Origin of the sequence: Tropicibacter naphthalenivorans, from assembly GCF_900176475.1 — a bacterium.
Taxonomy (GTDB): domain Bacteria; phylum Pseudomonadota; class Alphaproteobacteria; order Rhodobacterales; family Rhodobacteraceae; genus Tropicibacter; species Tropicibacter naphthalenivorans.
Window position 1 is genome coordinate 260,367 of the sequence record NZ_FWXX01000005.1, and the last position, 22,618, is coordinate 282,984.

22 protein-coding genes and 2 tRNA genes are annotated in these 22,618 nt (G+C 61.7%); 12 read left to right on the forward strand and 12 right to left on the reverse strand.

Annotation, left to right across the window (positions count from 1 at the left end):
* The first annotated feature begins 4 nt into the window (after positions 1-4).
* The gene (locus B9A11_RS12900) at positions 5-1,462 is read left to right on the forward strand and encodes a TRAP transporter large permease (RefSeq protein ID WP_058248449.1); all 1,458 of its coding nucleotides are present in this window, start codon (positions 5-7) and stop codon (positions 1,460-1,462) included.
* A gap of 50 nt (positions 1,463-1,512) precedes the next feature.
* Here the strand turns inward: B9A11_RS12900 and B9A11_RS12905 are convergent, their stop codons facing one another.
* Together B9A11_RS12905 and tpiA are read right to left on the reverse strand one after the other, a co-directional pair.
* A complete protein-coding gene (locus B9A11_RS12905; RefSeq protein WP_058248450.1) occupies positions 1,513-2,232 on the reverse strand; it encodes an alpha/beta fold hydrolase in 720 nt (239 codons plus the stop codon).
* 104 nt (positions 2,233-2,336) lie between these two features.
* Positions 2,337-3,083, reverse strand: coding sequence for a triose-phosphate isomerase (gene tpiA, locus B9A11_RS12910; RefSeq protein ID WP_058248513.1), 747 nt, complete (start codon positions 3,081-3,083; stop codon positions 2,337-2,339).
* A 127-nt stretch (positions 3,084-3,210) separates the two neighbouring features.
* Between tpiA and B9A11_RS12915 the strand changes: the two genes are divergently transcribed.
* Positions 3,211-4,107 carry an isopenicillin N synthase family dioxygenase gene (locus B9A11_RS12915; protein ID WP_058248514.1) on the forward strand — a complete coding sequence of 299 codons (897 nt, stop codon included), beginning with the start codon at positions 3,211-3,213 and terminating at the stop codon, positions 4,105-4,107.
* Here the strand turns inward: B9A11_RS12915 and B9A11_RS12920 are convergent.
* From B9A11_RS12920 to B9A11_RS12955, 8 genes are all read right to left on the reverse strand, one after another.
* A complete protein-coding gene (locus tag B9A11_RS12920; RefSeq protein WP_058248451.1) occupies positions 4,104-4,427 on the reverse strand; it encodes a TfoX/Sxy family protein in 324 nt (107 codons plus the stop codon). The genes B9A11_RS12915 and B9A11_RS12920 overlap by 4 nt on opposite strands.
* A gap of 2 nt (positions 4,428-4,429) precedes the next feature.
* Complete coding sequence (locus tag B9A11_RS12925; protein WP_058248452.1) at positions 4,430-4,807, reverse strand: HesB/IscA family protein; 378 nt, start codon at positions 4,805-4,807, stop codon at positions 4,430-4,432.
* 27 nt (positions 4,808-4,834) lie between these two features.
* On the reverse strand, positions 4,835-5,560 hold the full coding sequence (locus B9A11_RS12930) for a DUF3307 domain-containing protein (RefSeq protein WP_083499894.1): 726 nt from the start codon (positions 5,558-5,560) through the stop codon (positions 4,835-4,837).
* A complete protein-coding gene (locus tag B9A11_RS12935) occupies positions 5,561-6,157 on the reverse strand; it encodes a hypothetical protein (RefSeq protein WP_058248453.1) in 597 nt (198 codons plus the stop codon).
* Positions 6,158-6,223: 66 nt separating this feature from the next.
* On the reverse strand, positions 6,224-6,586 hold the full coding sequence (locus B9A11_RS12940) for an SUF system Fe-S cluster assembly protein (RefSeq protein ID WP_058248454.1): 363 nt from the start codon (positions 6,584-6,586) through the stop codon (positions 6,224-6,226).
* A gap of 143 nt (positions 6,587-6,729) precedes the next feature.
* Entirely contained in the window at positions 6,730-8,142 is a 1,413-nt protein-coding gene (rimK, locus tag B9A11_RS12945) for a 30S ribosomal protein S6--L-glutamate ligase (RefSeq protein ID WP_058248455.1), read from the reverse strand.
* Positions 8,143-8,205: 63 nt separating this feature from the next.
* The gene (locus tag B9A11_RS12950; RefSeq protein ID WP_058248456.1) at positions 8,206-9,003 is read right to left on the reverse strand and encodes a LytTR family DNA-binding domain-containing protein; all 798 of its coding nucleotides are present in this window, start codon (positions 9,001-9,003) and stop codon (positions 8,206-8,208) included.
* A gap of 157 nt (positions 9,004-9,160) precedes the next feature.
* Positions 9,161-9,925, reverse strand: a complete 765-nt coding sequence (locus B9A11_RS12955; protein ID WP_058248457.1) for a polysaccharide deacetylase family protein — start codon at positions 9,923-9,925, stop codon at positions 9,161-9,163.
* A 256-nt stretch (positions 9,926-10,181) separates the two neighbouring features.
* Here B9A11_RS12955 and B9A11_RS12960 point away from each other — a divergent pair.
* Positions 10,182-10,258 (forward strand) — tRNA-Asp (locus B9A11_RS12960).
* Positions 10,259-10,295: 37 nt separating this feature from the next.
* A tRNA-Asp gene (locus tag B9A11_RS12965) sits at positions 10,296-10,372 on the forward strand.
* Positions 10,373-10,589: 217 nt separating this feature from the next.
* On the opposite strand, the gene B9A11_RS12970 is transcribed toward B9A11_RS12965, so the two are convergent.
* Entirely contained in the window at positions 10,590-11,159 is a 570-nt protein-coding gene (locus tag B9A11_RS12970) for a YcbK family protein (protein WP_058248458.1), read from the reverse strand.
* A 316-nt stretch (positions 11,160-11,475) separates the two neighbouring features.
* On the opposite strand from B9A11_RS12970, the gene B9A11_RS12975 reads away from it, so the two are divergent.
* The 4 genes from B9A11_RS12975 to B9A11_RS12990 all read left to right on the forward strand — a co-directional run bounded on the left by B9A11_RS12975 (position 11,476) and on the right by B9A11_RS12990 (position 15,833).
* Positions 11,476-13,116 carry a L,D-transpeptidase family protein gene (locus B9A11_RS12975; protein ID WP_083499896.1) on the forward strand — a complete coding sequence of 547 codons (1,641 nt, stop codon included), beginning with the start codon at positions 11,476-11,478 and terminating at the stop codon, positions 13,114-13,116.
* A 126-nt stretch (positions 13,117-13,242) separates the two neighbouring features.
* Complete coding sequence (gene lpxD, locus B9A11_RS12980; protein ID WP_058248459.1) at positions 13,243-14,334, forward strand: UDP-3-O-(3-hydroxymyristoyl)glucosamine N-acyltransferase; 1,092 nt, start codon at positions 13,243-13,245, stop codon at positions 14,332-14,334.
* Positions 14,335-14,367: 33 nt separating this feature from the next.
* Positions 14,368-14,628 (forward strand): acyl carrier protein, encoded by a 261-nt coding sequence (locus tag B9A11_RS12985; protein ID WP_058248460.1) that lies wholly within the window; start codon positions 14,368-14,370, stop codon positions 14,626-14,628.
* Positions 14,625-15,833 carry a beta-ketoacyl-[acyl-carrier-protein] synthase family protein gene (locus B9A11_RS12990; RefSeq protein ID WP_058248461.1) on the forward strand — a complete coding sequence of 403 codons (1,209 nt, stop codon included), beginning with the start codon at positions 14,625-14,627 and terminating at the stop codon, positions 15,831-15,833. Before B9A11_RS12985 ends, B9A11_RS12990 begins: the two co-directional genes overlap by 4 nt.
* 84 nt (positions 15,834-15,917) lie before the next feature.
* Here B9A11_RS12990 and mnmA read toward each other — a convergent pair whose 3' ends face one another.
* Positions 15,918-17,060: a tRNA 2-thiouridine(34) synthase MnmA gene (mnmA, locus tag B9A11_RS12995; RefSeq protein WP_058248462.1), complete on the reverse strand. Its 1,143-nt coding sequence runs from the start codon at positions 17,058-17,060 to the stop codon at positions 15,918-15,920.
* 124 nt (positions 17,061-17,184) lie between these two features.
* Here mnmA and sciP point away from each other — a divergent pair, with 124 nt between their 5' ends.
* The 4 genes from sciP (at position 17,185) to recG (ending at position 22,548) form a co-directional block, all read left to right on the forward strand.
* Positions 17,185-17,457, forward strand: a complete 273-nt coding sequence (gene sciP / locus B9A11_RS13000; protein WP_058248463.1) for a CtrA inhibitor SciP — start codon at positions 17,185-17,187, stop codon at positions 17,455-17,457.
* 101 nt (positions 17,458-17,558) lie between these two features.
* Positions 17,559-18,275 carry a response regulator transcription factor CtrA gene (gene ctrA, locus B9A11_RS13005; RefSeq protein ID WP_058248464.1) on the forward strand — a complete coding sequence of 239 codons (717 nt, stop codon included), beginning with the start codon at positions 17,559-17,561 and terminating at the stop codon, positions 18,273-18,275.
* A 71-nt stretch (positions 18,276-18,346) separates the two neighbouring features.
* Complete coding sequence (gene ligA, locus B9A11_RS13010) at positions 18,347-20,461, forward strand: NAD-dependent DNA ligase LigA (RefSeq protein WP_058248465.1); 2,115 nt, start codon at positions 18,347-18,349, stop codon at positions 20,459-20,461.
* On the forward strand, positions 20,458-22,548 hold the full coding sequence (recG, locus tag B9A11_RS13015) for an ATP-dependent DNA helicase RecG (RefSeq protein ID WP_058248466.1): 2,091 nt from the start codon (positions 20,458-20,460) through the stop codon (positions 22,546-22,548). Before ligA ends, recG begins: the two co-directional genes overlap by 4 nt.
* Positions 22,549-22,618: the final 70 nt, after the last annotated feature.

Sequence of the window (22,618 nt, forward strand, 5' to 3'; positions counted from 1 at the left end):
GGACATGGACGTCGTACTTCTCTTTGTCATGATCATTGGCCTGATGCTGATCGGTGTGCCGATTGCGATCAGCCTTGGTTTTTCCTCGATCATCTTCCTGTTGGTGCTGTCCGATGCCTCGCTGGCCTCAGTCGCCCAAAGCTTTTTCCAAGCCATGGCAGGCCACTATACGCTGCTGGCGATCCCCTTCTTCATCCTCGCCTCGTCGTTCATGTCGACCGGCGGTGTGGCCAAGCGGATCATCCGCTTTTCAATCGCCTGTGTCGGCCACATGCGCGGCGGCCTTGCCATCGCGGGCGTCTTTGCCTGCATGATCTTTGCGGCGCTGTCGGGCTCTTCGCCGGCGACCGTGGTGGCCATCGGCTCGATCGTCATCGCCGCCATGCGCCAGGTCGGCTACTCCAAGGACTTTGCCGCAGGGGTCATCGCCAACGCAGGCACGCTGGGCATCCTGATCCCGCCGTCCATCGTGATGGTGGTCTATGCGTCGGCCACCGACGTCTCCGTGGGTCGCATGTTCCTTGCAGGGGTCATCCCCGGCCTGATGGCGGGCGCCATGCTGATGATCACCATCTACATCATGGCCCGGATCAAGAACATGCCCGCGGGCGAATGGCTGGGCTGGGGCGAAATCCTTGAAAGCTTCGCAGACGCCTTCTGGGGCCTGATGCTGATCGCGATCATCATGTTCGGGATCTACGGTCTGCCGGGCGTCTTCCCTGCGGTGTTCACCCCGACCGAAGCCGCCGCCGTCGCCTCTATCTACGCGTTCTTCGTGGCGACCTTCATCTACCGCGACATGGGCCCGCTGAACGTCGACCGGGACGGCCGCAAGCTGACCCTGCTGGACAAGCCCATCGCGCTGGTGACGGCCTTCTTCCACCGCGACACGCGCAAGACCCTGTTCGAAGCGGGCAAGCTGACCATCACACTGATGTTCATCATCGCCAACGCGCTGATCCTCAAGCACGTTCTGACCGATGAGCAAATCCCGCAGCATATCGCCGGGGCAATGCTGGATGCTGGCTTTGGGCCGATCACCTTCCTGATCATCGTCAACGTCATCCTGTTGATCGGTGGCCAGTTCATGGAGCCCTCGGGCCTTCTGGTGATCGTCGCGCCGCTGGTCTTCCCGATCGCGCTGCAACTGGGGATCGACCCGATCCATCTGGGCATCATCATGGTGGTGAACATGGAGATCGGCATGATCACGCCGCCCGTGGGCCTCAACCTCTTCGTCACCTCCGGTGTCGCCGGGATGCCCATGATGCGGGTTGTGCGCGCGGCGCTGCCCTTCCTCGCGGTGCTGTTCGTCTTCCTGATCATGGTGACCTACATCCCCAAGATCTCGACGCTGGTGCCAGACAAGGTGATGGGCCCGCAAATCCGCTGCGAAGGCGTCATGCCGGTGGAACCGCTGGAAAAAGCCTTCTGTCAGGCGCGCGGCTTTAGTGCGGAATAAAACAAAGCTGAATAGACCAAAAAGGGGGCGCTGCGAGGCGCCCCATTTCCTTATAAGCGGACGCGGGCAAGGGTCGAATAATGCTCGGCCCCGTCCACCATGGTCAGCGACGCCCCTTCAAACTGCGCCTGCAACGCGGTGGCCATCGCGAGCGGCGACCAGGTATCCTTGCTGCCGTGCCACAGATCGACCGGACAGCGCACCTGCGCCAAAAGCCCAGCCCAATCAGAAACATAGGCGCGAAGATAATCCAGATACGCCGCCCGCTTTGCGCCAAAACTCTCGGAGAAACCCGCCGTTAAAACCGCGCGAAACTCCGGATCGGCCAGCAAGGTGCGCTCCATCTCGCCCGCCTGCGCAAACAACGCCTTGATCATGGCCCCCGGCGCAACACGCCCCAGCGCGCCTTGCCCCCAAGTCATCGCGGCCAGCGCTCGGGGCCGCCGCATCGCCATCTCAAACACCGGCTTGCCCGCCATATGCGGCAGGAAATCCCCCAAGCTCAAAGGCGCCGCCGCCGAGACCAAGGTCAACCGCTCTACGCGCTCCGGCACCTGTGCCGCAAGACGCATGGCCGCCATCGCGCCAATCGAAAACCCAACCACATGCGCGGGCCCATGCCCCCCGGGTAAGGCCTTTACCACATCGCCCGGCGCATGATCCAACAACGCCAAAGGCACCACCCGCCACTCAGGATTCCCCGCCGCCAAAAGCCGCGCATCCGCCGCGCTCCCCGGCATCCCGTGGCAAAACAAAACCGATCCAGCCATCAACACCCCTCACCAAACCAAAAGAGGGCCACCCCGGCCCCCCTTCTTCTCTTTCCAAATATCCCGGGGAGCGCGAGGGGGGACCCCTCGCACCCGCCCTCAAATCACCCGGCGGCGTTCAAGGCTTCGATGATCGGCACAAAATCGGACGCCTTCAACGACGCGCCGCCGACCAAGGCGCCATCCACGTTGGACACCGCAAAGATCTCTGCCGCGTTCGAGCCCTTGACCGAGCCGCCGTACAGCAGCCGGACCGAGCGGCCCACGCCTTCGCCAAACCGGCGCTCCAGCCGGGCGCGCATGAAATCATGCACTTCGCCAATCTGATCGGTGGTCGGCACCTTGCCGGTGCCAATCGCCCAGACCGGCTCATAGGCCACCACAAGGTTATGCCCCGTCGCGCCATCGGGGATCGAGCCCGCAAGCTGCCCGCCGATGATATCCAGCGTGTTCTGCGCCTCGCGCTCGTCCAGCGTCTCGCCAACGCAGACCACCGCCACCAAACCGGCGTCCCACGCGGCCTTGGTCTTGGCGCGGACGTCATCGTTGTGCTCGTCATGATCGGCGCGGCGTTCCGAATGGCCGAGGATCACATGGCTGGCCCCGGCGTCCTTCAGCATATCCGCCGCGATGTCGCCGGTGTGCGCGCCGCTGGCCGCCGCGTGGCAATCCTGCCCGCCGATGGCAATGCCCTCTGCCGCCTCTGCCGCCGCGCAAACCAAGGTCGCAGGCGGGCAGATCAGCACCTCGGCCGCGCCTTTGGTCGCGGCCTCGCTCATCGCGGTCAGCTCTTGCAGCTGCGCGCGGGTTCCGTTCATCTTCCAGTTGCCTGCGGCCAGTTTCGTGCGCATGTCGTCTCCCATTTCTTGATTAGCTCGCATCATCGCGGGGGGGCGCGTGGCGTCAAGCCCGGTTGCGCAAGGCGCGACGATTATGCAAGGGGAGACAACGCCTTGGAACCGCCTCGGAGAAGTGACCATGATCCCCAGACTGGATGTGCAAAAGATCGCCGCGCGCGATCCGCAGACCTTGGCCGAGCTGCGCCAAGGGGCCGAGCAAAGCGGCTTTCTGACCGTTTACAACACGGCGATTACCCCGGCGCGGATGCGGTTTGTCATCGCCGCCTACCGCGCCTTTTTTGATCTACCAGAGGCGCAAAAAGCCAAGGTCGACATGGCCCGCACCGGATCGAACCGGGGCTGGGGTGCGCCGCAATCGGAACAGGTCGACCCGGACGCCAACCCCGATTACAAACAAGTCTTTGACTGCGGGTTCCAAGTGCCCGGCAGCGATCTGGCGGTTTATGCGCCCAACCTGTGGCCCGAAAAACCCGAAGGCTTTCAGCAGGTTGTCGCCGCCTATTACCGCGACGCGCTAGAAGTGGCGATGACGATCCTGCGCGGCATTGCCGAGGCGATCGGGCAGGACGCGGGCTATTTCGACGACAAGTTCGACCAGCCCATGGCGCTGTTGCGGTCGAACTATTACCCGCCGCGGCCCGACTGGGCGGGGGACAAGGACTTTGGCATCGCGGCGCACACCGATTACGGCTGCCTGACCCTGCTGGGCACCGACGGGGTGCCGGGGCTGGAGGTTTTGACCACGGATGGCGACTGGCTGCCGGTCGAGGCGCGGCCCGGCGAGTTCATCATCAACTTTGGCGAAATGCTGGAAATGTGGACCAACGGACAGGTCAAGGCGACGCTGCACCGGGTCAAAGGCTCCAGCGACGAGCGAATCTCGGTGCCGCTGTTCTTTAATCCCAACCACGACACCAATGTCGCCCCCATGGGCTCAGGTGAGGTGATCCACGCCGGGGACCACCTGACCAAGCGCTTTAACGAAACCTACCTGCATTTGCAGGACAAAGCCTAAAGGTAGCGCAGCGCCTCTTGCGCGAGGGCGACCGCCTCTGTGGGGTCGTCCTGCGCGCTGTCCGGCAGGGTCCAATAGGGCATCGCGGCGTGGGCGCCATCCTTGCGGGTGTATTCCCAGCGGGTGCAGCCAAGATCCTCTAGCCGCTGCACAAAATCGCCAGCGCCTTTCAGCATGATCCCCATGTCACCATGCACAATCGCAAAGATCGTGCCCTGATGGTACAGGCACAGCCCGCCCATCATCTTGCGCGTGGTCAAATCGCCCAGCCCCGAAAACAGATCCTTGGCAAAGGCGATCTCTTCGGCGGAAACGGCCATTGTTACTGCCCGCGTTCGGCCTGAAGCTCTTCGATGTCCTTGAACTTGATCGACTCGCCGCAGCCGCAGGCGTCGGTCACGTTGGGGTTGCGGAACTTGAACCCGCTTTCCAGCAGCGAGGTTTCATAGTCGATTTCCGTGCCGAACAGGAACATTTGCGCGGTGGGCGCGATCAAGACGCGCGCGCCGTCCTTTTCGATGACCTCGTCGTTGGCTTCGGGGGCGTCGACGTAATCCATGGTGTATTCCATGCCCGCGCAGCCGCCCTTTTTCAGGCCGATTTTCAGGCCGTGGCGGTTGTCACGTTCCATCAGCTTGCGAATCTGCTTTACAGCCGCGTCGGTGATGGTCACGGGGGTCGAACCGGGAATGCTGAACATGAGATATTCCTTTTGCCTGTCCCCAATCTAGTGACTGCGGCTTGCAATCTCAAGAAGGGAGAGGGTGCCATAACTGGCGGCAAGCGCCCATGCAAAGGATGCAAGCGTTCCGACGATCACATATTCGCTGGCGTGCTGGTCTTCTTTGGCGGTGTCAAAGCGCAGGACGGATTTGGCGGCGATCAGGAACCCGATGGCGGTGGGCTCGCCGATATAGACGAACAGAAAGATCAGCGCGCGTTCAAGCTGGCCAATCAGGCGGCCCGCGTCGGGCAGGCCGTTCAGCTGGATGTCAAACCGGGCGGTCAGCAGGCCCACCGCATAACCGCCGGCGGTGACGGTGGTGATGAGGCCCGCGATGAACAGGGCGGGCGCGGTCAGCAGCGGCAGATGCGCCGCCCAGATGCCCTGTGCCGCAGCCCCCGGCCACCAAAAGGCGGCAACGGCGAGGGTCAGCAGATGGGCCGCTTGGTCCAGCAAAAAGGCGGTCAGCGTGTCGCGCTGCGCGGGCGGGGCGTAGGTCTTGATCGCGTCGATGACCATATGCGCGGCGGCGACCAGCAGGGCGACCTGCCAGATGCCGCCAAGCGCCGCGGTCGACAGGCCAAAGACCAGCGTGACGTGCAGCAGCAGCACCAGGGGGGTGCGTTTGTGATCGACCATCCATTTGGTTTGCAACACGAAATCGGCCAGCACGTGGGCCAGCAAGAGCGCCGCAAAGCTTTGGGCGATGGCCGGGTCAAGCGCGGGCACCTAGATGGTTTCCCAAGCGGTTATGGCGGTTTCCAGCGCGGGAAAGCCCGCGGCCCACAGCGCTTGGTCCACCGCCTGACGGGTGATGTTCAGACGTTTGGCGGCCTCAAGGCGCGGGCCTGCGTCCGGGGGAAGCATTTCCACCACGGCGCGGGCTTGGGCTTGGGTCCAGCCTTGGGCGATGTGATCGGCGAGGGTCAGCGCGGCGTGCTGTGCGCCGCCACGGGCATGGGCCATGAGCCGCGCGCCGCCGAGCTGTTCCAGCAAGCGGCCCGACATGGTAAAGGCGCGGCCGTGGCCCGCGTTGGGGTCGGGGGCGTCAATATCGGGGAAGGTGCCGCGCCCAACGGCGACGGCGATGCGCGTGGCGTAGGTCTTGTTCATCCGGCGCAGGCTGGCCTGAAGGTACAGCGCGGCGCGCAGGACGCGGGCAGGCTGGCCCATGGCCAATTGCCACCCATCCCCGCCACGCCGCGCAAAGGTGGCAAAAGTCGGGTCCCAAGTGGCAATCTGGTCCGAAGCGGTTTGGAGCGTGTGCATCACCTCATCCAGCGCCGATGCGTCAAGGGCGCCGGATTTGACGATATCTCCGGTCAATACTGCGAGTCTCATGCTGCAAGTGGTATCGCTTTCATTCTGGAAAAGAAAGCAAATTCGCTTGCGTTACATAAAGCCGAGTTCCAAGCGGGCCTCGTCGGACATCATGTCCATGCCCCAAGGCGGGCTCCAGGTCAGTTCGACATCCACGCTTTTGACGCCCGCGACCGGCTCGACGGCCTCTTGGACCCAACCGGGCATTTCGCCGGCGACCGGGCAGCCGGGCGCGGTGAGGGTCATGATCACCTTGACGTCGTTCTGGTCGTCAATCTCGACGGTGTAGACCAGACCCAGATCGTAGATGTTCACGGGGATTTCAGGGTCGTAAACCGTGCGGCAGGCCTCGACCACCTGATCGTAAAGCGGATGATCGGTGCTTGAGGGCGCAATCAACGGCGCGCCTTCCAGCTGGGGGCTCTGATCGGTCATGACTGTCCTCTTCGCGGAAAACCTGAGAGATTATATAGGTTACTCGGGCGGCACGGTAAAGGGCAGGGCGAGACCAAAACTCTTTCAAGAGTTTTGCAAATTCCTTGCAAGGAATTTGGCCCTGCGCGCGCCTTGGGATCTGGTTAATCCTCGGGGGTGATCTTGCGCCGCACAGGGGTGGGGCGGACCTTGGCTTCGATGTGCTCGTACAGCTTTTCGGCGATGTTCTTATGCGTCGCCGTCTCAATGCCCTCGAGGCCGGGGGAGGAGTTTACCTCCAGCACTTTCGGGCCCGATTCAGAGCGCAACAGGTCCACGCCCGCAAGGTTCAGGCGAAACGCCTTGGCCGCGCGCAGGGCGGTTTCGCGTTCTTCGCGGGTGATCCGTGCCACCGTCGCAGAGCCGCCCCGGTGCAGGTTCGAGCGAAAGTCGCCCTCGGCCCCGGTGCGTTTCATCGCCGCCACAACCTTGCCGCCGACCACGAGGCAGCGGATGTCTTCGCCCGCGGCTTCCTTGACAAAGTCTTGCACGAGGAAGTTCGCCTTGAGCCCGCGGAAGGCGTCGATCACCGATTGCGCGGCTTTCTTGGTTTCGGCCAGCACGACGCCTTTGCCTTGGGTCGATTCGAGCAGTTTCACGATCATCGGCGCGGTGCCCACCAGCCGCATCAGGGAATCGGTGTCCTTGGGCGAGGCGGCAAAAGCGGTGTTGGGCATGCCGATCTTGTGCCGCGCCATCAGCTGGTGCGCGTGCAGCTTGTCACGCGAGGCGGTGATTCCGTCCGAGCCGTTGACGCAAAACGTGCCGATGGTTTCGAACTGGCGGATCACGGCAGTGCCATAAGAAGTGATCGACGCGCCGATGCGCGGGATCACGGCGTCATAACGGGGCAGGCGCTTGCCGTCGTAGTGCACTTCGGGCGACAGTGCGTTGATCGCCATGTAGCAGCGGGTGGTGTCGATAACCTCGACGGTGTGACCGCGCTTTTCGCCTTCTTCCACCAGGCGGCGGGTCGAGTAATTGTCCTCGCGCGACATCACCGCGATGCGCAGGGCGCGGTTGGGCGCGGCTTGGCGCACGCGGGCGTCCGAATATACGTCATAGGACAGGCGCGGCTGTTGAAACCGATCGGTGGCCACGATGTTGATGTGATCCTTGAGCGCCTCACGCCCCAGCAGCATCCGCGACGCCATAGACGACCGATCCGTCAACGTCAGTTCGATCCGCCAGCTTTCGTCGCCCACCCGCAGGGTCGAGGCGATGACATAACGGCTTTCGGTTTCGCCATTGGACGAGGTGACATTGCGCCGGTCCACGATTCGCGCCGAGCACGGAATGATCAGATCCTCGCGCCCCGGCACCGGATGCACGGTAAAGCGCACTCTGGGCGCATTCGCCGGGCCAAAGGTTTCGATGTCAAACGCATGCAGCGCCGATGTCCGCGCGCCCGTGTCCACCTTGGCCCGCAGCGCAGGCAGGCCGAGATCGGGCAGCGACACCCACTCCTCCCAGCCAAAGCGGATCATGTCTGCGGGCACATCGGGGGTATCGGTCATGGGGGCGCTCCTTCGGGCTTGTCTTTTGCGATAGCAACCGGCGCGGCGCGCCACAAGGGGGCTTTAGGCGCGCTGATCGAGCCAGGTCCGGACCTCGCCCACGCGAGAGCGCGCGACAGGCACGCGGTTGCCATCCTTTAGGTGCAAAACGTGTTTTGCGCCGTCGCGTTCCAATTTTTCAGCCATTTGCGCCGCAATCCACCACGAGCGGTGCGGCTGCACGCCGTCTTCGGGGTGGGTCTGAGCGATGATGTCGGACAGCCGCGCGCGGTGGGTCAGGCTGTCGCCGTCCAGCGTAATGTGAACGTGGTGCTCGCGCGCCTCGATGGTCTGGATGCGCGCCAGCGGCACGGGCTCTGCCCCGACGATCACGTGGCGCTCGGGGTCTTGCGGCGCATCGCGCGCGACATTCGGCAGGATCAGGTTGAAGAACATAAAGCCAAACGCCTCGGCGACCACGCAATAGAACAGCGCGTGCGGATACAGTTGCAGCGACCGCTGCCCGCCCGTGGTGAACTCGATCATCGCCTTGCCCACGAGCAGCGTGGCGAGGGTCGCGATCTGGAACCACACGGTGCGATACAGAGCAAAGCTGCGAAAGCTGCCTTGCAACCATGTGGCAGCGGTCAGGCACAGCCACAGCATCAGGTGAAACACTGCCAGCACCACCAACCACAGGCCCATCAGGGTTCCAAGGCTCATGGCCCCCAACAGATTCGGCGCATCGGTTGCAACCATCAGGATGTAGGACAGCACCAGATAGGTCTGGGTCGCGGGTTGCCGCAGGATCTGAACAAACTCTTGCGGCGACATCTCAAAGCGCGCGCCAAAGAAGTCGCGTACCTCAAGAGGTTGGGGCACTGGGTCTTGAGTCGCCAAAGTCGGTCCGGGCATCATGTCTTAACGTCGCTTAAATATGCGCGCAGGTTAACACCGGAGTGATCGCCTAAACAGAGACTTTTGATGCTAGGTTAAATCCTAGGTGGTGGTGGCGCGCAAACGGCACAGGTGCCGGTGCTCAGCCCTTGGCCGAAACCCGGCGAAACCGGCGGCTTTGCCACAGCGGCCAGCCCATCATCTGGCTGATGGTGCCAAATTTCATGCCGCGCCCGGTCAGGGTGTCAAAGGTGCTGGGCATGGCTTTGACGGTGCCGGACTGGATGTCGTGGCTGAGGATGATGGCGCCGGGGCGCGAGCCTTTGAGGATTCGCTGCGAGACGACGCTTGCGCCGGGGCGGCGCCAATCCTGCGGGTCAACGGACCACAGAATCGTCGGCAGGTTGCGGTTGGTGTACAGCATCATCCGCTGGCGGCGCGTGAATGACCCATACGGCGGGCGGAAGGTGACCGGCGGCCGGCCGGTGATCTTGAAAATCGCGTCCGAGGTGCGGTCGATCTGATCCAGCACGCCCTGGTCCGAGTATTTCGCCAGATTCGGGTGCGACCAAGAGTGATTGCCAATCTCGTGGCCCTCATCGGCGATGCGGCGCACGATATCCGGCCAGGTCACCACGCGATTCCCGATCAGGTAAAAGGTGGCGCGCAGGCCGCGCGCCTTGAGCATGTCCAGCAGCTTTGGCGTCAGGGACGGGTGCGGGCCATCGTCAAAGGTCATGGCGACCACCGGGGACACGGTGCGCACGGCCATGACGGTGGCGGCGTCCCGCTGGGCGATATCCTGGGGCAGGGCGATGATCGGGGCGGCCTCTGCCTCTTGGGCGGCGGGCAGGGCAAAGGCAGCGGTGCTGGCGGACAGGAACGTCCGACGGGAAAAATGCGTCATGAAATGGTATCCTGGCAGGGACTTGGGCAAGCAGATGCACATGAGGAAACGCGCTCAGGGTGTTGAGTTTCAAGCGATTCCCCTAAAATTTGCTTTTTGCTCATGGGGATAGTGGCTGAAAAATCACTCGGATTTTCAGCGAATTTTGCCGACCCGAGAAAAAAGCGATTTTTCCGTTCGAAAGCGCTTGACGGTGTCCGGGCCTATCCCTAAAAGCCACCTCACGCCAAGGCCGACACGGTCTGGATAGCAGCGAGCGGTTGTAGCTCAGTTGGTTAGAGTACCGGCCTGTCACGCCGGGGGTCGCGGGTTCGAGCCCCGTCAACCGCGCCACGCTGCATATCTGGATTGGGCCTAAACGTGAAAATGCGCGGTTGTAGCTCAGTTGGTTAGAGTACCGGCCTGTCACGCCGGGGGTCGCGGGTTCGAGCCCCGTCAACCGCGCCACTTTCACGAACATCACAAAAATTCGATGAAACTGCCCGGAACTTTTTCCGGGCTTTTGGCGTTTTTGTGGTATCTTAGGGTATTCCTGACTGCACAGCGGGAGGGATCGGAACTACAAACCGTCTGACCTGCAAAAGAAAAGCGCCCCGGATGGGACGCTTACCTTGGACAAGCAGGTGGAACAAAGAAACTGGGAACTGGTTAGACAAAAGGGAGGTTACGCGCCCCAAGTGCGGACGGGACCGCAATCCATGTGAACGAAGTTGGACTTAGAGTAGCGACCAACGCCACCACCGCTGCACGCCTGGGCAGCTTTTGCCATCTGGTTCACAGACCGCGACGACAGCCGAAGATCCGCCGCCTGTCCCCGGAGGTGGCGAGAGTTCTTGGCCACACCAGAAGAGCGCGAACGCAGCATCGAGTTGGTTTTCGGGCTGCGATAGCCGGAAATCAGCATATAAGGCTCGGTCACATCCATCAGGTTGTGGGCGGCTGCAATGATGTCCAGCGTGCGTGTGTCGATGTTCTTGACGTCATTCGTGCGCCAGTCGCGCATGAAATAGTTCACTTCCTTGATCGCATCGGCAAGGTAGTTGCCCTCGATCCAGTAGATCATGTCGATCCGCTCGCCCGTGCGGCCGGAATACATGCGAAGGCGGCGAATATCGCCCGCACCGCGTAGGAAACCAGCTGCGTTCGAAAAGGTCGGAGCTGCTGTAATGGTCGTGGCTGCAAATGCGCCAAGAAGTCCGCGGCGTGTGATGCCGCCCGAGTTCATATCAGTCATATGAGCGCCTGTCCCGTGGTCGCTGTTACCTGTTCATACGCGCAACGTTGTGCGCGCTCTGCCATCTTTCCCCAGATGTCGAAGTCTCTATGCCACGAATCAGTTAAGCGAAAAAGAACGATTTGGGGTCCGTGAGATAGTGCAAGGGGAATTGGGCAGAATCCCGCTTAAACTCCGGCGGACTGTGGCCTGAATGTGTCCAAACCCTTAACGCGCGCTTTGACAGGTCACTTGGCGCGTTTGTGAGTAGACAGGGACACCCCATTGTTTACACAGTTATTTCAGCAAAACACGTCTCGTGTATGAAGGATTTTAGATGATTTCATTTCAACGACCGTCCCGAACCCGCGCTCTCAAGGCCGCTGTCGCCGCTGGCGCGCTTTTCCTGGCCTCTGGCGCCGCTGCGCAGCAGGGGGATTCGGCGCTGACGTTTCAGGTGACCGCCTTCAAACAGGCCGTCGCGGAAAATATCGGTGCCGATGAGCAGATCGCGGCCTTTTATCGGGCGCGCAATTTCGAACCGATCTGGACGAGCGGCTCTGACGCGGACCGCGCGCGCCGTCTGGCCTTGATCGAGGCGTTCTCGCTGTCGGACGATCACGGGCTGCCCCGTGGCCGCTTTGATGCCAACGCCCTCAAGGCGCGCATGGCGCAGGCGCAGACCGGGCGTGATCGTGGCCTGTTGGAAATTGAGCTGACGAACACCTTCTTGCAGTTTGCCCATGACATTCAGACCGGCGTCCTAGAGCCGGGCAAGGTGGTTCCGGCCATCAAGCGAGTGATTCCGCGCCGCGATGCCGCAGAGCTGCTGACCCGTCTGGTGGACGAAGACCCCACGGCGGTCATGCGTTCGCTGTCGCCAAGCAGCCCCGAATATGCCCGCCTGATGCGCGCGAAGCTGCGGCTGGAGCACCGGATCGCTCATGGCGGTTGGGGGCCGACGGTGCCGGGCGGCAGCCTGAAACCCGGTCAAAGCGGCAACGCCGTGGTGGCTTTGCGCAACCGTCTGACGGCGATGGGCTATTTGCAGCCGTCGCTGACGCAGACCTACGACAGCCGCATCGAAGCGGCCGTGCGCGAGTTCCAAGAGGACATGGGCCTGACCGCCGATGGCGTGGCGGGCGGCTCGACCATGACGGCGCTGAACAAGTCGCCCGAAGAGCGGCTGAAATCCATCATGGTCGCCATGGAGCGCGAGCGCTGGCTGAACCTGCCCGACGGCCTTGGCCAGCGGCACGTGCGCGTCAACCTCGTGAACTTTCACGCGCAGATTTTCGACGACAACAAGCTGACCTTTGAAACCAAATCGGTGATCGGGCAGAACAAGTCGACCCATGAGACGCCGGAATTCTCCGACACGATGGAGCATATGGTCATCAACCCGTCGTGGTATGTGCCGCGCTCGATCATCGTGTCCGAGTATCTGCCCGCCATGCGCGCCAACCCCTATGCCGCCGGTCACCTGGAGGTGATCGATGCCCGGGGCCGTGTGGTGCCGCGCAGCAACGGGTTCTCGCAGTATTCCTCCCGCAGCTTCCCGTTCAACATGCGCCAGCCGCCGGGGCCGCGGAACGCCTTGGGCTCGGTCAAGTTCATGTTCCCGAACAAGTACAACATCTACCTGCACGACACCCCGTCGCAGGACCTCTTTGCGCGTGAGGTGCGCACCTTCAGCCACGGCTGCATCCGTCTGGACGACCCGCATGACTTTGCCTACACGCTGCTGGCCAAGCAGGAAAGCGATCCGGTGAACTACTTCCAGTCGATCCTGCGCACGGGTCAGGAAACCCATGTGGATCTGGTGGAGCCGGTGCCGGTGCATCTGATTTACCGCACCGCGTTCACCTCGGCCAAAGGTCAGATGAACTATCGCAACGACGTCTATGGCCGCGATGCCCAACTGTGGCGCGCGCTGGAACGCGAAGGCGTCGCGCTGCGGGTTGGCAGAAACAGCTGACACGCCCCTATATATAATGTGTAAGACGCCGGTGCCTGAGCGGGGACCGGCGTCTTTTTCTTTGCGTGCTTGTCCCGGTCGCGCGCACAGCCTAAATCCTTGGGCAAGCCAACGGCAGGAGAAGACATGACCCACACCATCGCAGAGATCGCAGACGCTTTGGGCCTGTCTTTCCAAGGGGATGGAGGCTTGCATATTACATCCGTGGCCGAACCCGCACAGGCGCAGGCCGATCAGCTGGCGCTGGCCATGCGGCCCGACTTTGCCGAGGGGCTGCGCGACGGTCAGGCGCAGGCGGCGATGATGTGGGACGGCGCGGATTGGCAGGGCTACGGCTTGCGCGCGGTGATCACCTCGCAGAGGCCGCGCTTTGCCATGGCGGGGCTGTCGGCGATGATGGACCTTGGGCAGGGCTACGTCGCGGGCATCCACCCCAGCGCGGTGATCGACCCCAGCGCGGTTCTGGGCGCGGAGGTCAGCGTCGGTCCCTTGGCAGTGATCGGCGCGCGGGCAGAGATTGGCGCAGGCAGCGTGATCGGCCCGCAGGCGCAGATCGGCACAGCGGCGCGCATCGGCGCGGGGGCGGTGATCCATGCCGGCGTGCGCATCGGCGCGCGCGTGACCATCGGCGCGCGGTTCATCGCCCAGCCCGGCGCGGTGGTCGGCGCGGATGGGTTCTCCTTTGTGACGCCAGAGCCTTCGGGGGTGGAAAAAGCCCGCGCGAGCCTTGGGGCCGAGGGCACGGACGACGCGCAAAGCTGGGCGCGAATCCACTCGCTCGGTGGTGTGACCATCGGCGACGACGTGGAACTGGGCGCCAACAGCTGCATCGACCGCGGCACCGTGCGCGACACCCGCGTGGGCAACGGCTGCAAGTTCGATAACCTCGTGCAGATCGGCCACAATGTGGTGATCGGCAACGATTGTCTGATCTGCGCGCAGGTGGGCGTCGCGGGCTCGACGGTGATCGGCAACAATGTGGTGCTGGGCGGGCAGTCGGGCGTCTCTGACAACCTGCGCATCGGCGATCGGGCGATCTTGGGCGGCGCGTCGGTGGTTCTCTCCAACGTGCCAGAGGGGCGCGTGATGCTGGGTTATCCGGCTGTCAAAATGGAGACACATGTAGAGAGTTATAAGGGGCTACGCCGGTTGCCGCGGCTGTTCCGCGACGTTGCGGACCTCAAGAAAGCGGTTTCAAAACTGGCGGGGAATGACTAAATCACGGGCAATTCGGTAAGGGGACCGCGCGAAATGGAAGTCAAACAGCAGGTGATCGAGATCATCGCCGAGCAGGCGTTGCTGGAGCCTTCGGATGTGACCATGGACAGCACGCCCGAGGATTTGGGAATTGATTCCATGGGCTTGGTCGAATCGATCTTTTCCATCGAAGAGGCCTTTGACATCTCTATCCCGTTCAATGCCAACGCCCCCAGCGAGAGCGATTTCGACATTTCCAGCGTCGCCAGCATCGTGGCGGGCATCGAACGTCTGATTGCCGAGAAAACGTCGTGAAACGGGTTGTCATCACCGGCGCGGGAACGATCAACGCGCTGGGATCGTCGGTGCCTGCCACGCTCGAGGCCATGCGCGAAGGGCGCTGCGGCATTTCCGAGCTGGAATTTCGCGACGTGGACCGGCTGGCGATCACCATCGGCGGGCAGGTCAAAGGCTTTGAGCCTGAGCGCGTGTTCAACCGCCAGCAGCTGGCTTTGTATGATCGCTTTACCCAGTTCACCTTGATCGCCGCGCGTGAAGCGGTTGCGCAATCGGGGCTGACCTTTCACGACGCCTTGTCCGAACGGTCCGGCGTGGTGCTGGGCACCTCTGGCGGCGGCTTGACGACTCAGGACGAAAATTACCGCGCCGTCTATGAGGAGGGGAAGAATCGCGTTCACCCCTTTGTGGTGCCGAAGCTGATGAACAATGCCGCCGCGAGCCATGTGAGCATGGAATTCAACCTGCGCGGGCCGAGCTTTACCGTTGCTACCGCCTGCGCGTCGTCGAATCACGCCATGGGGCAGGCGTTTCACATGATCCGCTCGGGCATGTGTGACGCGATGATCACCGGCGGGTCCGAATCGATGCTGTGCTTTGGCGGGGTGAAGGCTTGGGAAGGGCTGCGCGTCATGACCAAGGACGCCTGCCGCCCGTTCAGCGCCAACCGCAACGGCATGGTGCAGGGCGAGGGCGCGGGGGTGTTCGTCTTTGAGGAATACACCCACGCCAAGGCCCGCGGGGCCGAGATATTGGCCGAAGTGCGTGGATTCGCAATGACGTCTGACGCGGCGGACATCGTGATGCCGTCGAAGCAAGGCGCCGCGAGGGCAATCGCGGGAGCCATGCGCGACGGCGGGATCGACCGGGCCGAGGTGGGCTATATCAACGCCCACGGCACCGGCACGGCGGCCAACGACAAGACGGAATGCGCGGCGGTGGCGGACGTCTTTGGCCCGCACGCGGATGCCTTGATGATGTCCTCGACCAAGTCGATGCACGGCCATTTGATCGGCGGGACCGGCGCGGTCGAGCTGCTGGCCTGCATCATGGCGCTGCGCGACGGGGTGATCGCGCCGACCATTGGCTATCAGGAACCGGACCCGGAATGCGCGCTGGACGTTGTGCCGAACGAGGCGCGCGAGGCCTCGGTCGACGTGGTTTTGTCCAACGCATTTGCCTTTGGCGGGCTGAACGCGGTGCTGGCGCTCAGCCGGGTGTAAGCCCGGCGAAGGCTGATCCAAAGGGGCGCTTCCGCGCGCTTTGATACACGCTAGACGATAGCTGACATGCCGTCTGGCGCGGGGTTAATAGCCGCGCCAGATCCACCCACCACCGTAAATCCGCGAGCTGTCCGGGTCGTAAAAGACGCAAGCCTGCCCCGGCGAGACGCCTTCTTCGGGCGTCAGCAATTCCACTTCGGCGGTGGTGTCCGACAGCGGGCGAATGATGGCTTCACGCGGCGGGCGGGTCGAGCGGACCTTGACCGACAGATGCCATTCTTTCTGCGAAGTGAAGGGCTTATCCCCCAGCCAGTTGATCTCGCGCACGGGGATGGTGCGGGTCGCCAGCAGCTCTTTGGGGCCGACCACGACTTGCTTTTTGTCCACGTCCAGCCGCACCACATACAGCGGTTCGGATAGCCCGCCGATTCCCAGACCCCGGCGCTGGCCGATGGTGTAGTGGATGACGCCTTTGTGCTCGCCCAAAACGCGACCATCTGCATGGACGATCTGACCGGGCTCGGCGGCACCGGGGCGCAGTTTCTCGATCACGCCAGCATAGTTGCCGTCGGGCACAAAACAGATGTCCTGACTGTCGGGCTTGTCCGCCACGGCCAGCCCGTATTTCGCCGCCAGCGCGCGTGTCGCATCCTTGGAGGGCAGGTGGCCCAGCGGAAACCGCAGGAATTCCAGCTGCTCGGGCGTGGTCGAAAACAGGAAATAGCTTTGATCGCGATTCGCATCCGCCGCGCTGTGCAGTTCCGGGCCGGTTTCACCCATTTTGCGCTGGATATAATGGCCGGTCGCCATGCAGTCGGCCTCGAGATCCTTGGCGGTTTCCAGCAGATCCTTGAACTTTACCCGTTCGTTGCAGCGAATGCAGGGCACCGGGGTCGCGCCGCCCAGGTACGATTCGGCGAATTCCTCGATCACGGCTTCTTGAAAGATGTTTTCGTAATCGAGCACGTAATGGGGGAATCCCATTTCCTCGGCGACCCGCCGCGCGTCGTGAATATCGATTCCCGCGCAGCAGGCTCCTTTCTTGGCCAGGGCCGCGCCGTGGTCATAAAGTTGCAGCGTAACGCCGACCACATCGTAGCCTTCTTCCTTCAATTTTGCCGCAACAACCGAAGAATCCACGCCGCCGGACATGGCGACGACGACTCGGGTTTCCGAAGGCGGTTTGGGAAAGCCCAGTGAATTCAAAGGGCTAGGATCGAGGGGCATGACAAGTCTCCGTGGAATAAACGGAATATAGGAAAATACGAAATACTCTCAAGAGCGGGTTTTAGAGGGCGTTAAGACGGACGTGGCTTGATAGCGCCAAGTTAATCGCGTGGAGAACGAAAAAATGTATCTCAAAAAGGTAGATGGCCCGCGTGCGGTAAAACTACCGGACGGTAGCACCATGACCCGTGCGGATTTGCCCCCGGCGGATACGCGCCGATGGGTTGCATCGCGCAAGGCCGCTGTCGTCAAGGCCGTCCAGTTTGGATTAATCTCGGAAGAACAGGCGCTTGATCGGTATGAGCTTAGCGATGAGGAGCTGTCAGAGTGGATGACTGCGGCGGCGCAGCATGGCGAAGAGGCGCTCAAGGTCACCCGCGTCCAGAAATTCCGGTAGCAAACATTTAAATTTGCGTGTTCCTGACGTATGGTAAGAAGGCGTTAACCTTTTTCGATCACGTTCGGGGAGACCCGAAGATGTTACTTGGAGACCTCTATATGCGCATTCTGTTGGTGGAAGACGATCCTACGACGTCCAAAAGCATTGAGCTGATGCTTAGCCATGCGAACCTCAATGTTTATTCCACGGATATGGGCGAAGAGGGCATCGACCTCGCCAAGCTGTACGATTACGACCTGATCCTGTTGGATCTGAACTTGCCTGACATGAACGGGCATGAGGTTCTGCGTCAGCTGCGGGTGGCCCGGATCGAGACCCCGATCCTGATCCTGACCGGCGATGACGACACCCAGAGCAAGATCAAGGGTTTCGGCTTTGGCGCAGACGATTACATGACCAAACCCTTCCACCGCGATGAGCTGGTGGCGCGCATCCACGCGATCATTCGCCGCTCTAAGGGGCATTCGCAATCGGTCATCCGCACAGGTAAGGTTTCGGTCAATCTGGACGCAAAGACGGTCGAAGTGGGCGGCAAGCCGGTGCACCTGACTGGCAAAGAGTATCAGATGCTTGAACTGCTGAGCCTGCGTAAGGGGACGACCCTGACCAAAGAGATGTTCCTGAACCATCTTTACGGCGGGATGGATGAGCCCGAGCTCAAGATCATCGACGTGTTTATCTGTAAACTGCGCAAAAAACTCTCCGAAGCCACCGGCGATGATAACTATATCGAAACCGTCTGGGGCCGAGGCTACGTGCTGCGTGATCCCGAGCCGTCCCAAGATGAGCACAAGCCGCTGGCCGCCAACGGCTGAGCGATCTGGACCTTGCCCTCGGGCGCGCCTATCACGCACAGTGTGACCGCGCGAGACAGGGGGCAGGGCCAATGTCGGAAAAAGATATCGACACTCTCAGCGAGGCCGAAGCAAAGGCCGAGCTTGAACAACTCTCAAACGTTTTGGCCAAGGCCAATCGGGCGTATCACACAGAGGATGCGCCCGAAATTTCGGATGCTGAGTATGACCGTCTGAAGCGCCGAAATGCTCAGATCGAGGCGCGGTTTCCTGAGCTGAAGCGGGCCGATAGTCCTTCGGAACAGGTGGGGGCGCCGGTCGCAGAGGGCTTTTCCAAGGTCCAGCATAAAGTCCGTATGATGTCGTTGTCGAATGCCTTCGAGGACGAGGACATTACGGCCTTTGACAGTTCGATCCGCCGATACTTGGGGTTGGCTGACGACGCTCCCTTGGCCTACACCTCGGAACCCAAGATCGACGGTCTTTCCCTGTCCTTGCGGTACGAAGATGGCATTCTGGTTCAGGCCGCGACCCGTGGCGATGGGGCCGTCGGCGAGAACGTGACCGCGAATGCGCGCGTTATTGCGGACATTCCTCAGGAAATCCACGGTGCGCCCTCCGTACTTGAAGTGCGCGGGGAAGTGTACATGAGCCATGCGGATTTTGCCGCCTTGAACGAACGGTACGCAGCGCGCGGGGGCAAGACCTTTGCCAATCCCCGCAACGCCGCCGCCGGGTCGCTGCGGCAGTTGGATGCGAACATCACGCGTGAGCGCCCACTCAAATTTTTTGCATATTCCTGGGGGGACCTGTCCGAACCGCTCGCCGACACGCAGATTGACGCGATTGAGCGGTTCAAAGCCCTGGGATTTCAGACAAATCCGCTGACCGCCGTGTGCAAGACAACCGCCGAAATGCTCGCGCATTATCGCAAGATCGAAGCGCAGCGGGCGACCTTGGGCTACGATATAGACGGGGTTGTCTACAAGGTGAACGATCTTAAACTGCAAGAGCGTTTGGGTTTTCGTTCAACCACGCCTCGTTGGGCGACCGCGCATAAGTTCCCGGCAGAGCTGGCCTGGACCCGGTTGGAGTCCATCGACATCCAAGTCGGGCGCACCGGCGCCTTGTCTCCGGTGGCGCGCCTGACGCCAGTGACGGTCGGCGGGGTCGTGGTGTCCAATGCCACGTTGCACAACGAAGATTACATTGCCGGGCGCGACAACACGGGCGAAGAAATCCGCGGCGGCAAGGATATTCGCGTCGGCGATTGGGTGCAGGTCTACCGCGCCGGCGACGTGATCCCCAAGGTGGCCGATGTGGACCTGTCGAAACGCGATGCGGCTGCCGTGCCTTATGTGTTTCCCACTTCTTGCCCCGAATGCGGCTCGGACGCGATCCGAGAGGAGGGCGATTCAGTTCGCCGGTGCTCGGGGGGGATGATTTGCCCGGCGCAAGCTGTTGAAAAGATAAAACATTTCGTCTCGCGCGCGGCGTTTGACATTGACGGATTGGGCGCAAAACAGGTCGAACAATTCTATCAGGACGGCTGGGTAAAGGAGCCCGCCGATATTTTCGAGCTCAAAGCGCGCTTTGGCTCTGGCCTTCAGATGTTGAAAAATCGTGAAGGATGGGGCGAAAAATCTGCGGGCAAACTGTTTGACGCCATTGATGAGAGACGGCGCATTGCTTTGCCCCGTCTGATCTTCGCCCTTGGAATCCGGCACGTTGGTGAACAAGCTTCGACGCTTTTAGCGCGCCACTATGGATCGTGGCAGGCTTTCGAAGCTGCGATGCAAGAAGCGGCCGATCTTCAGGGACCCGCTTGGGACGACCTTCTGTCCATCGATGGGGTTGGCAAAGTGCTTGCGGAATCGCTTGTCTCAGCGATGAACCAAGAGGCTGAGCGCGCGTCGATGGACCGTTTGGTGGCGCATCTAGACGTGCAGGACGCGGAACGCCCTGACACCGACGGCTCCCCAGTTGCAGGAAAAACGGTCGTTTTCACCGGAACACTGGAGAAAATGACCCGCGCCGAAGCCAAAGCGCGGGCCGAAAGCCTTGGCGCCAAGGTCTCTGGGTCTGTGTCCAAGAAGACCGACATCGTCGTTGCGGGACCGGGGGCGGGCAGCAAGGAAAAGAAGGCGCTCGAATTGGGCCTTATGGTTCTGGACGAAGACGGCTGGTTGGAGCTGATCGGCGTATGAGCGGACGGCCCGAACCCCTGTGGCCGCTCTTTGCCGAAGTGACGGTTCTGGATGGCATCGGCCCCAAGATCGGGCAGGCTATTCAGCACCTAGGTGTCGAAACGCCGCGGGATTTGCTTTACACTTTGCCCTATGCGGTGATCGACCGTAGGTTGCGCGATACGATACAGGGGGCGGAAGTCCCCGGTGTGGTCACCGTCGAAGTTTCGGTGGGCCTGCATCGCCCCGCCGCGCGCAAAGGCGGCGCTTATCGGATCGAAGTCGAGGACGCGAAGACAAGGTTTCAATTGGTTTTTTTCCATGGTCGGTCGGATTATCTCACGCGTGTTTTGCCGGAGGGCGAACGGCGGATCGTTTCGGGTCGAATGGAGCTGTTTGACGGTGTCGCGCAAATGGTGCACCCGGAACATATCTTACCTGTGGATGAGGCGCACAGCCTACCCGGGTATGAACCGGTCTATCCGTTAACGTCTGGCGTGACCCAAAAGACCATGGTCAAGGCGATGGCGGATGCGTTAACCCGCATTCCCGATTTGCCAGAGTGGATTGATCCCGCGCAGCATGCGGCCAAAGATTGGCCCACGTGGGCAGAGGCGTTGCGTCTGGCGCATGCGCCGCAGGGCCCCGAAGATGTCTCGATGACCGCGCCGGTCCGCGAACGTCTGGCCTATGACGAATTGATGGCGCATCAGCTGACCTTGGCTTTGGCCCGGGCAGACCGGCGGAAAACCCGCGGTATCGTGTCGCGCGGAAATGGGGTGTTGCGTAGTAAGGTATTGAAATCCCTTCCTTATCGCCCCACCGGCGCGCAACTTCGCGCGATGGAGGAAATTGCCGACGACATGGCATTGCCCGAAAGGATGAACCGGCTGCTTCAAGGCGACGTGGGCGCAGGCAAGACCTTGGTGGCGCTGATGGCGCTTTTGGTGGCCGTCGAAGCGGGCGGGCAAGGCGTCATGATGGCGCCCACCGAGATCTTGGCGCGCCAGCATTTCGAAGGGCTGCAACCCTTGGCCGAAGAGGCGGGGGTGGTGCTGGATTTGCTGACCGGGCGGGATAAGGGCGCTGATCGAAAGGCAAAATTGGCCGCATTGGCCCGCGGCGATATTCACATTTTGGTAGGCACCCATGCGGTATTCCAAAAGGATGTGGTTTTCGCTGACTTGCGGATTGCCATTGTGGATGAACAGCACCGGTTTGGCGTTCGGCAACGGCTGGAACTTGGGAAAAAGGGGCAGGGCGCTGATGTCTTGGTGATGACGGCGACGCCGATTCCCAGGTCTTTGGCCTTGGCTCAGTACGGCGACATGGATGTCTCTGTCTTGGATGAAAAGCCGCCCGGGCGCACCCCGGTCAAAACCGCGCTGATCTCGACCGAGCGGATCAACGAAGTTGTGGATCATCTGCGCAACGCCGTGGCCGAGGGGCGGCAAGCCTATTGGGTGTGTCCCTTGGTCGAGGAAAGTGAGGTGTCCGATCTGATTGCTGCCGAAGCGCGGTTCAAAAAGTTGCGCGCGGCGCTTGGTGAGGATGCGGTGGGTTTGGTGCATGGCCAGATGCCTCCGGCTGAAAAAGATGCGGCCATGGCAAAGTTCGTGGCCGGGGAAACCAGCGTTTTGGTGGCGACAACGGTGATCGAAGTGGGCGTCAACGTCCCGAACGCGTCGATTATGGTGATTGAGCGGGCCGAGATTTTCGGTCTGGCGCAGTTGCACCAGTTGCGCGGGCGTGTCGGGCGCGGGGCCGCGGCCTCGACCTGTTTGCTGATGTATCAGGCGCCCTTGTCCGAAACCGGGATGAAGCGGTTGACCACCCTTCGCGAAACCGAAGACGGTTTTCGGATCTCCGAAGTGGACTTGGAAATGCGCGGCGCGGGCGATTTGATCGGCGTGGCGCAGTCAGGGCTGCCAAAGTTCAAGATCGCAGATTTGGAGCGGCAAACTGCTTTGATGGCCGTGGCGCAAAGTGACGCGCGACTGCTCTTGTCCGAAGACCCAAGCCTGAACAGCGAACGGGGCAAGGCGGCTCGGCTGCTGTTGTGGTTGATGCGTCAGGACGAAGCCATTCGTCTGATAACTGTCGGATAATCCAAAGAAAAACGGGCTGCCCGTGGAAGCGGAGCCAGCCCGTTTGAAGTGTGGTTTTACGCCGTGAAAA

Excerpts from the sequence above, each read along its gene's own strand:
- B9A11_RS12900 (WP_058248449.1), top strand. The coding sequence starts at position 5 with ATGGACGTCGTACTTCTCTTTGTCATGATCATTGGCCTGATGCTGATC.
- B9A11_RS12905 (WP_058248450.1), bottom strand. The coding sequence starts at position 2,232 with ATGGCTGGATCGGTTTTGTTTTGCCACGGGATGCCGGGGAGCGCGGCG.
- tpiA (WP_058248513.1), bottom strand. The coding sequence starts at position 3,083 with ATGCGCACGAAACTGGCCGCAGGCAACTGGAAGATGAACGGAACCCGC.
- B9A11_RS12915 (WP_058248514.1), top strand. The coding sequence starts at position 3,211 with ATGATCCCCAGACTGGATGTGCAAAAGATCGCCGCGCGCGATCCGCAG.
- B9A11_RS12920 (WP_058248451.1), bottom strand. The coding sequence starts at position 4,427 with ATGGCCGTTTCCGCCGAAGAGATCGCCTTTGCCAAGGATCTGTTTTCG.
- B9A11_RS12925 (WP_058248452.1), bottom strand. The coding sequence starts at position 4,807 with ATGTTCAGCATTCCCGGTTCGACCCCCGTGACCATCACCGACGCGGCT.
- B9A11_RS12940 (WP_058248454.1), bottom strand. The coding sequence starts at position 6,586 with ATGACCGATCAGAGCCCCCAGCTGGAAGGCGCGCCGTTGATTGCGCCC.
- rimK (WP_058248455.1), bottom strand. The coding sequence starts at position 8,142 with ATGACCGATACCCCCGATGTGCCCGCAGACATGATCCGCTTTGGCTGG.
- B9A11_RS12955 (WP_058248457.1), bottom strand. The coding sequence starts at position 9,925 with ATGACGCATTTTTCCCGTCGGACGTTCCTGTCCGCCAGCACCGCTGCC.
- B9A11_RS12970 (WP_058248458.1), bottom strand. The coding sequence starts at position 11,159 with ATGACTGATATGAACTCGGGCGGCATCACACGCCGCGGACTTCTTGGC.
- B9A11_RS12975 (WP_083499896.1), top strand. The coding sequence starts at position 11,476 with ATGATTTCATTTCAACGACCGTCCCGAACCCGCGCTCTCAAGGCCGCT.
- lpxD (WP_058248459.1), top strand. The coding sequence starts at position 13,243 with ATGACCCACACCATCGCAGAGATCGCAGACGCTTTGGGCCTGTCTTTC.
- B9A11_RS12985 (WP_058248460.1), top strand. The coding sequence starts at position 14,368 with ATGGAAGTCAAACAGCAGGTGATCGAGATCATCGCCGAGCAGGCGTTG.
- mnmA (WP_058248462.1), bottom strand. The coding sequence starts at position 17,060 with ATGCCCCTCGATCCTAGCCCTTTGAATTCACTGGGCTTTCCCAAACCG.
- sciP (WP_058248463.1), top strand. The coding sequence starts at position 17,185 with ATGTATCTCAAAAAGGTAGATGGCCCGCGTGCGGTAAAACTACCGGAC.
- ctrA (WP_058248464.1), top strand. The coding sequence starts at position 17,559 with ATGCGCATTCTGTTGGTGGAAGACGATCCTACGACGTCCAAAAGCATT.
- ligA (WP_058248465.1), top strand. The coding sequence starts at position 18,347 with ATGTCGGAAAAAGATATCGACACTCTCAGCGAGGCCGAAGCAAAGGCC.
- recG (WP_058248466.1), top strand. The coding sequence starts at position 20,458 with ATGAGCGGACGGCCCGAACCCCTGTGGCCGCTCTTTGCCGAAGTGACG.